Below are 10,526 nucleotides of genomic sequence, written 5' to 3' on the forward strand. Positions count from 1 at the left end.
TAGAGGGTTGGCAGACAAACGTGAAAAATTCCCCAGAAACACCCCCAACCCATTGAATTGCCTAATTTTAGGGTAGATTTTTATTCAGCTTCATCCTCAACACTCGTCCGAGCTTTGGACGCTCCCTGAGAGGCAAGTTCAGCCAGTTTCAAATCAAATAGCTGCTGCCCCACCGGTCGCTTCAGATCCAGTGTGTAGTCCCCGAAACGATTGATATGGCGAGTTCGGTACGGCGATAACGCTTTCAAAACATCCTCTGTGATGGCAATTCCTTCTGCGGCCATGTCGCGCAATACCCGACTGAGGGCTTCGACGTTGTGCAGAATGAGCATATTCGCCACCAGGTGGTTGTACTTCACCACTTTTTGCTGCTCATGCCGGAGGTTGGCGGCAATGATGCCCGAGCCACCAAAGAAGCTCCATTTTGCAAACCCGTTAAACTGCTCGTTCTTGTTGGTTGCGGCGTGAATGGTCTGGCGCAGCTCCACATCGTCGATGTAATTGAGCAGGAAGCCGGTGCGCACGACCTTGCCCAGCTCCCGGAAGGCGAAATACAGTTTGTTCTTGCGACTGTAGGTTCCCAACCGTCTCAGTATGGTTGATGCCGTGATTTTACCCAACTTGATGGACACGGCCACTCGCAACATATCCGGCAGATGCCGCTCAATCCGTGCCCAGTCGATATGGCCGTTGAACAGTTCTTCGATATGCGCGTAGCGGAATCGCCGGTCAGGCCGGTAAAAGTTCAGATCCTTGAGGTTCCGGATACGCGGCATCAGCTTGATCCCTAGTAGATAGGACAGCCCAAAAACGGGATAGCTTTGCGCCTGCGTATCACCGTGCAAGGTATCCGGCTGGATATCGCTCCGGTTCTCAAGTAGCCCGTCGAGGATGTATACCGCCTCGTGAACGCCACAGGGGATGAAATGACTGAACAGCGTGATGTAGGTGTCCGAGACGTGGTAGTAACCGATGCCGCCGTAGCCGCCATAGCGGATGTGGTACTCGCTGAGCAGGTTTTGCTCGTAAAGATTCCATTTGGTGCCATCGGCGGCGGCTCGCCGCCCTGTCCCCCAGTATCCGGGCAATTCGTATTTCTTGTACGCGTTGATGACCTTGACGATAGCGCGGTCCAGCCTGTCTTCGGTCACGTGGTTAAGGTTGAGCCAGGCTATCTGGCGGCGGTTCAGCTGTTTGATAGAGTCGGCGGTCTGGGAGGGCCCCAGATTGCAGCCGTAGCAGAAAAGCGTCGCGATGAAGCGTAACCGGGGGTCTTCAACGCGCCCCTCATAGCCTGACAGTGGCCCGAATTCCCGGTGCAGCCCAAGCCAACGCTCCGCATCCACCAGAACGTCGACGATGCTGCGGGTGCCAAGCCGACGTGTGATGTCGTCATCAAGGGCCTGCCAGTTCGTCGGCAGCCCCTGCCTCTGATTCCGCTTGATGACAATGCGACCGTCTTCGATTGTGGCGTGTGTATTGTCCGGAAAGGCGGCGTCCACCGAGCGACTCACTTGGGTTAATTGTTCCTTGAGATGGCCGACCAGCGCCTTCGGTTCCATGGGAAGCTCTACTTCCAGCCCGTACTGGTCAATTTCCTGTTCGTAACCCGACCAGCTCACCAGCTGATCCCGATGGTCGTCGAACCGATCTCCGTGAACAACCGCCAGGTCCGCTGACTTCAGTTCCTGTTTCACCAGATTCAAAACGGCCAACTCAAAATATTTACGGTGAACCGTCAGGCTGTCCGGACGGATGAAAATCAGACGTCGCCACTTATCGAGCGTCCACTTGGTCTGCTGAACGTTTTCGATCAGATCCGGCGCATGGATTCGCAAATCCAGGGTCTCGGCTTTCAGCGAACGGTTTTTTCGGAGCAGCTCAATCAGTTGAATCGACAAGGTGTCGCTGGAGGTGCTTTGAAATGTCAGTATGTCCAGACAGTTGTACAGCAGGCTGCGTTTGGCGCGAAACGGTCGCAACATGAAAGGCAGGTAGTTGTTGCCCGCATAGGCCAGATGTTCCTCGCATTCATCCAGCCACTCCTGGCGCTTGTCGCCGACCACGGCCTGAAGTGATTGCCAGGGGTTGGGCCCGGCTTCCATGGCGGTCAGCACGTCTTTAAAGCAGGACACGAGTCGATCCGTGCGCTGGGTCTGCTCCATTTGATAGGTCAGCAGATTTTGCTGGGCGGTGGTTTCCAGCTGCCTCATCAGCTTGATCAGAAGCTCGGCGGTATCGTCCAGTGCCTGGGCATACTGTTGCCGGATTAGGACGACCGCCAGGGCATAGCGTTTGCGTGCAGGGATTCGGGCCATCTTGGCCACATCTAGTGCTCTTGCTTCATTGGCGAACTGCCTCCGTTTGGTCACGGGAATGGCATGGACACTCGGTAATCGCTCGACGATATCCCTGAGCCACTTGAGGTGTTGCAGGTAGGACCGGATCTCTTTATTGGTCGGCTTGCGAATTTCTCGCTTCAGACGCTGCCAACCGCTGATCTCGATCCCCGGTGGCGACACCAGCAAGTCATTGATCAGTGCCTTTGTATCGTCGGTCAGTTCGCTGACGATGGACCGGTAACAGCGGTCATTCACGGTGGCTCGGGCATCCTTGGCAAGCCGCAAAAGCACCGTGAAGCCGGGAATCTCAAAGCGGTGATGCACCAATTCTTCAAGGAGAATGTTGATAATATCAGCCAGCACCTCGCGGGACTCGGCAGCGTTTATGGCTTGGTTTTCGAGCCACAGGCGATCTTTATCGCCCAGAATTCGGCTGCCGACGTAGGCCCGAATCCAATTGATGTGGCGATTACGGGCACTGGATTGGTCATACTGCCTCTGCTGGATCTTGGTCGGCCGTTTTTGAAGGCCAAGACATCTCGCTATGTAGCCACTCAAGTCGGGCGGCAAATCAACCGTCGCGCAGAAAAAACCCTGTTTCTGATAAGCCTTCAGGTGCACCAGCAAAAAGAAGCGTTGTTGAAGTTGTTTAGCACATCGACGCGCCCAGCGTTGCTCGTTCGGGGTGGGCGTGTAAACGGCATCGAGTTCGTGTTGTGGGATATCCGACCGAAACCGTGGATAGGCTGTATCCTGGATCGCACTCATGATCGACTCAATCCCATGTCTGCCCGGTGGCCGGGTCCGTGATCAGTGTCTCCACCCAGCAGGCTTTGTCGGACGCTATACGGTGTATCTCATCGATCAAGTCGTCCATCGTTTCGTCCAGATGCTCATCCGACGTTGCAGGCACCTCGATGCGGTAGTGTCCATCGGTCTGGTGTTCCACCTCGAACGGTTTCAGGCAATGGGCTTCGATCACCGTGCGGGCCTGGTAGTGTTTGCGGCTTCGCGGACGCTGCGGCTCCAGGGTAAGCTGGACGGTCAAGGCCCGTAAGCGCAGTTGGGATGCGCCCGCCAGGCGCGGCTGGCCGACCGAAGACGCCACTTCGGTTGGAATCTGCACCAGGGCCTGCTCGAACGGTGATTTGGCTTCAATGTAACGCAAGGCCGTTTGGGTATCCCGCCAACCGACGTATTCCATCAGCGCTTTGATTTCCCAGCCCGACGCGCTGGCCCAGGTGGCAAAACCGCGCCGTAGTGAATGGCTGCTAAACGCTTCCACGGCGTCAATACCCGCGTCAGACAGTAGCTGGCGTAGCAACGGCACGATGCTGTTCGGGTGCAATGACACGTCCGACAGGTTCCCCCAGCGATCAATCGCCCTGAACAGGGCGCCGCTGGGTTGATCCAGGAAGTCCAGCCAATCCTGACAGGCCTCGACCGGACAGCACTGCCTCAGAGCGGGCACTTTATACAGACGCCCTTCGGCCTGACGATCCCCCTTACTTCTTCGCAGGTACAGGGACATACCGGCACCGGGGGCCAGCGTGATGTCTTCAATGGTTAACCGACAGAGTTCATCGCTGCGAAAGGCGCGCCAGAACCCGAGCAGGACCATCGCCCGGTTACGCAACCAGACCCCGAGACGCCGTGCGTCGTGCTGACGGGCCTGCGCGATCTGCCCGGCCAGCCACTGATCCAATAGCTGGAGCTGGGTGATGGCCAGGGGCTTGGCCTGTTTTTGCCGGTACGGATGTTCTTCGCGAATGCCCTTCAGGACCGTGCGTACCAGCGGGGCTTTGGTCGGGTCTGGGAACCCCTGGTCCCGATGCCAGCGTGCCAGCGCCGCCAGGCGCTGCTTCAGGGTGGCGGCCGACAGCCGCTCGGCATGATCGGCCAGATAGCGAGCGATGCTATCGGCGGTTGCCGGTAAAAACCCGCCCCAGGTCACCTCAAAATGCTCGACTGCGGATCGGTAGCTGCGTCGGGTGTTGTCGCGGGTCGCCGCCCGAACGTACCGATCAATCGTCATTGGGCCCACCCGTCTCGTTCGATGTCGGCAATGCCGCTATTGCTTCTGTTAACCAGCGCTCGACCGACTCGCACACAGCATCGTTGTCCGCGTTTGAAACCATCTTTGTGAACGTCTTGGCCATGGCATCGCGCACCTGTTGATCGAATGGATCGTCGGGATTGGTGATCAGTGAGCCAGACAGCCTGTCCAGCGCAGACCCCGTGGCTGCTCTATCCTGACGGCCTTGAACCCAGCTTTGCGCCTCAGCCAATGAACCGAACTGCTTGTGCTCCACCCAGAAGAAACTGTTTGGAATCGCGATTGAGCGCCCGTCTTTGAGGTAGGCCCTGATCTCCGCGTCAACGTCCGGTAAATAGGCGTCTTCACTTTGCAGACATTCAAGGGCCGCACGAAAGCTTGGTAATGGGGCGGGAAACCGGTTGCGAAAATCAAACGCCCGGAAGGCAAACACCTGATCCAGTGGATCGGCTTGTGTGTGCATGTGTGATCTCCTGCTGCGTGGCCGTCGTCCGAGGCCATATCGTACCGGTCGTGAGTCAGTATAGCCGCTGAAACGGGTATCACAATGGATAACTCTGGATTATCACATGTTTGTTTTGTTGTTCTTTTCAACTATATTTCTAACGTATATAGTATGTAATAACGTATTACGTAATACGGTATGAAATAAGCATGAGGACACCACCATGGCCCGAGGCGGCATCACCCAACCCCTGGTCGAAGACGCCCGAAAACGTCTTCTGGCACGCAATGTTCACCCCTCCATCGACGCCATACGCGCCGCGTTGGGCAACACTGGCTCAAAGACCACCATCAGCAACCATCTGAAAGCGATTGAGGCACGAGAAAGCACCCGTCTGGATGATGAAGCGCTTCTGAGCAACCAGGTCACCGAGTTGGTTGGCCAACTCGCCCGGCAATTACGCCAGGACGCGCAGGAGACCATCGAACAGGCTGAACAGCGCCACCAGGCCGAGGTCGCCAGCTTGCAGGAAACCCTGAAGGCACAGACCGCTGAGACCCGGCAACACCAGGCGCAGAACGAATCGCTGGCTAAGGAGCGGGATGAGTTACAGTCCGAAGTCCGCAGGCTTCAGAAGGCGCTCTCGACACTCGAAGGCGATAACCGCGCACAGGCCCAACGCATTGAAAGTCTGACTGAGCAGGTTCAGGACAAGCAGCGCCAGGTGGACTCGCTGGAAGAAAAGCACGGACATGCCCGCGAGGCACTAGAGCACTATCGCGGCTCTGTGCAAGAGCAGCGCGAGCAGGATCAGCGGCGGCATGAGCAGCAGATCCAGCAAGTCCAGGAAGAGCAACGCCACCTGCAACAAGCCCTGGCCGTGAAACGCGACGAGCAGACCCAGGCCACCCGTGAGATTACCCGGCTGTTCACGGAGGTGACTGAAGTTCGAAAGCAGTCGGATCAGTTGACGCAGCAACTTGGCGAGCGGGAGCGCGAAAATCGTCGTCTGGTCGACAAAACGGTGCGGTTAGAGCAGCAAGCCTTAGCGTTACGTCAACCAAAGGCTGCCTTTGAAAAGCAGCAGCGCGTGAACGACCAACTGAAAGCGAGGGTTCAGCAGCTTGAAACCGAGCTGAGCGTGAAGAATGAGCTGTTGGATCGTTTGAGCGCTGGCAACGATTCCGACGAGACGATCAGAAGGGCCCCTTAATGCATTCGTAAAGACACGGTCTGTTGACGAAAGGAGCAGATCGCTCGTGACCGCGACATAAAATTGAGATATCCCGTTTCTTGAAATGCCTCCAGACTGTGTTTTAAAGCCTACTGCAAGGCTGTTGTGGCTCAAGTCACAGGTGTTTTTCATTGGGGGCGTCCGAGTGGTTTGGATGACGGATTTAGGGCGGCGTGTTGCCCTGCCTTTTCATCGTCTAGGGAGAGGTTTTTGCCAAAACGTGTCCGTTTATTGAAACATGTGTCGTTTTGTAAATTCGCTTGGACAAAAGATCAGCCCTGACCTAGCTTGGGTTGTACGGAAATTGACCAGCACACAGGGAGTGGATACATGAAATTTACCGCTATCAGTTTTACTTTTTTCTCCGCACTGATGTCTTCAGTTGTGCTCGCAGAGAAACCGCATGCAATCCCGAACGGGGCTTCAGCGATTGAAAGCCTGCCATTTACGGTAAGTGCTTCGGGCAGAAATTCCGCTTCAGCCACACGACAAGCCTCATCATTTGACAAGGCTTCGCAACAGAGACTTCCGTCTTTTGCGCCGGCGTCACTTAAAGCTCCCAAAGCCGCTAGAACCATGGAGAAGCACGAAGCCCAAAAAATCAAGGCTCGCTCAATTATTGCTGATCCGAACTCCTGATTATCACGTGGCATCGTGAGTGATGCCTAGCCCCGAACACGCCCAAACCACATGGAGGTGACTGATGTCATTCCGCATTCGAGTTGTGTCTTGCCTAATCGCATGCACCGCGCTTGTCTCAACTGCCCAGGCGAACATTCGCGATTACTACGAAGAACCGGGTTTGAACCCGTTCAAGGAAACCATCAACCAGAATTTCGGGGAAGAGATCGATCCATTCTCAGGTCAACTGCAACTGAGCTATACGGATCTCGTCGTGCCCGGTAACGGTGGTTTCGATATCCGCATCAATCGAATTTACAACAACCCTCAAGACGCCTTTTTGCCATACAGCCCTTATGGCTACGGCTGGAGCATGCATTTTGGCCGCATTGCAGTGTCGGACACGAACGCGGACAAGGTTTGCAGTCAGAACTTGTTTTCAGTGGATGTGCTCGATAACCCTTCTCTGGAGTTGGCCGACGGTAGCCGCCAATTACTGGTACTTGCCGACCAACACAGCCCGGAATTGATCACCAAACAGTGGTGGAGTGCGAATTGCAACAGCAGCAACGATGTGATTGTGAAGTCGCCGGATGGCACCACCTACACCATGGATTACCGGGCCAACGACTTTGAGGGCCTGAAGATCTACGCGACCCGCATCGAGGATGCCAACGGCAACTGGATGACCATTGACTACAATACCAATGCGTTCAGCATCACCTACATTGAGTCGATTTCCACCAGTGACGGACGCTCGGTAGATTACAACTATGCGAATACCGGTAGCGACAACACTCGACTGACATCCATTACCGCCAATGGGCAGACCTGGAGTTACAGCCACACCTACACCAACAACACCACGCCGGATTTTGCGCAGCTAACCACCGTGACCCGTCCAGACGGTGAGAGCTGGAACTACACCTATTACCCAATCACCACCAACGGTGATGCCGGCAGTCTCGCGATCGATACCGTGACCTATCCCTCTGGCGGCATCATCGACTACGACTACGACTATGTATACTTCAACTTCGGTGCCCAGAAGGCAACAACCGTTGTGACTGGCAAGCAAAACAGCGGCCGCGACATAACGCCGGGCACCTGGTCCTACACCTACACACCAGCCTACAACGGGCAGTATGGTTATGACGAAACCCACATGGTGGCACCGGACCATCAGCGCACCTTCTACCACATCGGCTACACCACCAGCGCCAATGTCTGGGAAATTGGCACCAAGCGTTACGAGGAAGTGTACGACCTTCAAGGAACGATGTTGGAACAGTACTCCTACCAGTACAGCAGCATGCTGCTTTCCAATGAGAACTTCTGGCACGGGCGAGATACCAGCAGGATTGACAATGATACGCAGGTGCCACTGCTGACAAATGTTACTCATTGGCGGCAGGGTACCTCCGTACAAACCCAATACTCCGGCTTCGATGCATACGGCAAGCCCCAGACAATTGTTGAAACGTCGAATAATTCTGGCACTGCAGATCGCACTCGCAACCGAACCTATAGCCACTCAGCCAGTAACTGGATATTGGGCCTGTTAACGCAGGAAATTATTGACTACCCGAACGGCGCCCCTGTGACTCAGTGGATTATCGATAGAGCCTACGATCCGGCTGGTAACATGCTGGCAGAGGACAAGTCGGGTGTCCTGACCACCTACACCTATACTTCTGAAGGTGACATTGCATCGGTCACTGATGCCAACAATCATCGCACGAGTTTTTCAAATTATTACCGTGGCGCGCCGCAAACTATAAACCGGCCGGAGGGAGTTACGGAGACACGGGTGGTCAATGCGGATGGAACGTTGAGTTCATCCACTGACGGGCGAGGGATCACCACCTTCTATACCTGGGATGACCTGAACCGGCTTACCGGTATAGATTTCCCTATCCACGCTGACGTGTCAGTCAGTTACGACGACAGCTCCGCTGTGCTCACCAGGGGCAACTACAAAGAAACCCGCTCGTTTGACGGGTTCTGGCGTGGTCTTGGCATCAAGCGAGAAGATACCAGCACCAGCACGTTTACGGAGGTTACCAGAACGCTGGACGCTGTAGGCAACCTGACCTTCGAGAGCTATCCCAACAGCACGCAGGGCAAAACTATCGCCTACGACGCTCTTCAGCGCGTGACAAGCATCGCCTTTCCAGACCAGACATCGCGAACCTTTTCCTACCCGATTGGGTACGAGGTTCGGGAAACCGATGAAAATGGTCATGAAACCGTCAAGACCATTGTTAGTCACGGCACGATGGACAGCAGTTGGCTGAGCTATACGCAATCCCCGGAGGGCATAGGCACGAGCATCGCCCGAGATGGTTTGGGGAATGTGTTCCGTGTGTTCCAGGGCGAGATTCAATCCGACGGTACACTGACTGGTTTCAGTCGCCAGTACATCAGGGATGCGAGAGGGTTCCTGATGCAGGAAATCCACCCGGAGACTGGAACCACTGTTTATGGCCGCGACAGCGTTGGCAACATGACCAGCAAAGAGGTTGGTGCCAGTGGAATTATCGAAACCCGGACGTATGACGATCTGAACCGACTTGCGACGATTTCATACTCGGATGGCACGCCTACTGCCGCGTTTAGTTATGACGACAACAGTAACCTGGTTTCCATGGTCAGTTCAGTGGCCAGTCGCAGCTACACCTATGATCAGAATGACAACCTTGATGGCGAGTCGCTGACGATTGGAAACGCCACCTACGCTACTACTTATACCCTGGACAACCTGGACCAGTTGAGCTCTCTAACTTACCCCAGCGGGCGCACGGTCGACTATGGCACCAATGCCCTCGGCTGGCAGGCCCAGGCTCTGCCCTATGTGACCGCGGTGAATCGCCACCCTTCCGGCGCAATTAACACCATCACTTACGGCAATGGTGTCGTCACCACCCAAACGCTCGACAGCCGGCTACGGCCTGATACGCGGCTATCCAACAACGGCCAGGTGGATTTTGTGAATCTGGACCTGGGTTATGACAATGTTGGCAACGTAACCAGCATCACCGACAGCGCGGGCGCTCTTCATGATCGCACCATCAGTTACGACGATGTCAATCGCATGGCCTCGGCAACCGGGTCCTGGGGCACAGAGACGATCACCTACGATGCGCTGGGCAACATCGATACCCGGGATCGCAACGGAAGCCTGCAGGATTACTATTACGGCAACAACAAGCTAACCTACCGAGTCTTCCCGACATTTTTCTACACCATCACCCACGATGCACGGGGCAACATGACCAGCGATGGGCCAAACATCATGATTTACGATGGCGCCAGTAATCTTGCCTCGATAGACAACGGTGCCAAGGTGATCGATTACACCTACGACGGGGCCAGCACCCGCGTGAGCCGGAGTACATCCACAGAGACTTCCCATGTTGTGTATAACCAGATGGGTGACCTGCTGGGTGAGTATGATCCGGCAGGCGGCTTCAAGGAATACATTTACGTGGATTCGAAAACCGCTGCCAAGGCAGTGGACGACACCACTGTTGTTGGCCAGTAACGGTTAGGGAGAACAGAGCCATGACACGGATTATCTGGAACGCACTGACCGCCCTGGCGGCGATCGTCATCACCACCGCGCCCCTGAGCGCTGCTGAGGTGGTGACCTACTACCACAACGACCATCTGGGCTCGCCCATTGCGGCGACTGACAGTACCGGGGCCGTGGTGTGGCAGCAGGCCTATGACCCCTGGGGATTCAAGCTCACGGCAAATACCGACGAGCGCGGCTACACCGGCAACTGGCTGGATGAAGAAACCGGCCTGGCCGACCACAAGGCCCGT

At 55.6% G+C, this 10,526-nt stretch carries 7 protein-coding genes; 4 read left to right on the top strand and 3 right to left on the bottom strand.

The features are described from left to right. Positions 1 to 80: 80 nt before the first annotated feature. Genes AC13D2_RS00205 through AC13D2_RS00215 form a run of 3 tightly spaced genes read right to left on the bottom strand, consistent with a single transcriptional unit; the run spans position 81 to position 4,861 of the window. Positions 81 to 3,110 (bottom strand): Tn3 family transposase, encoded by a 3,030-nt coding sequence (locus AC13D2_RS00205; protein ID WP_341581987.1) that lies wholly within the window; start codon positions 3,108 to 3,110, stop codon positions 81 to 83. Positions 3,111 to 3,117: 7 nt separating this feature from the next. Then, positions 3,118 to 4,377, bottom strand: a complete 1,260-nt coding sequence (locus AC13D2_RS00210) for a site-specific integrase (protein ID WP_036207245.1) — start codon at positions 4,375 to 4,377, stop codon at positions 3,118 to 3,120. After that, positions 4,367 to 4,861, bottom strand: a complete 495-nt coding sequence (locus tag AC13D2_RS00215; protein WP_036207242.1) for a hypothetical protein — start codon at positions 4,859 to 4,861, stop codon at positions 4,367 to 4,369. Before AC13D2_RS00215 ends, AC13D2_RS00210 begins: the two co-directional genes overlap by 11 nt. A gap of 205 nt (positions 4,862 to 5,066) precedes the next feature. Here AC13D2_RS00215 and AC13D2_RS00220 point away from each other — a divergent pair, with 205 nt between their 5' ends. The 4 genes from AC13D2_RS00220 to AC13D2_RS00235 form a co-directional block, all read left to right on the top strand. After that, the gene (locus tag AC13D2_RS00220) at positions 5,067 to 6,056 is read left to right on the top strand and encodes a DNA-binding protein (protein WP_300497777.1); all 990 of its coding nucleotides are present in this window, start codon (positions 5,067 to 5,069) and stop codon (positions 6,054 to 6,056) included. 351 nt (positions 6,057 to 6,407) lie between these two features. Next, positions 6,408 to 6,716, top strand: a complete 309-nt coding sequence (locus AC13D2_RS00225) for a hypothetical protein (protein ID WP_156105499.1) — start codon at positions 6,408 to 6,410, stop codon at positions 6,714 to 6,716. Positions 6,717 to 6,780: 64 nt separating this feature from the next. Further along, positions 6,781 to 10,242 carry an RHS repeat domain-containing protein gene (locus AC13D2_RS00230; protein WP_300497781.1) on the top strand — a complete coding sequence of 1,154 codons (3,462 nt, stop codon included), beginning with the start codon at positions 6,781 to 6,783 and terminating at the stop codon, positions 10,240 to 10,242. 20 nt (positions 10,243 to 10,262) lie between these two features. Next, positions 10,263 to 10,526: RHS domain-containing protein (locus tag AC13D2_RS00235; protein ID WP_482938024.1), on the top strand; the 264-nt coding region annotated here is incomplete at its 3' end.

It is taken from the genome of Marinobacter sp. B-12, from assembly GCF_056857915.1.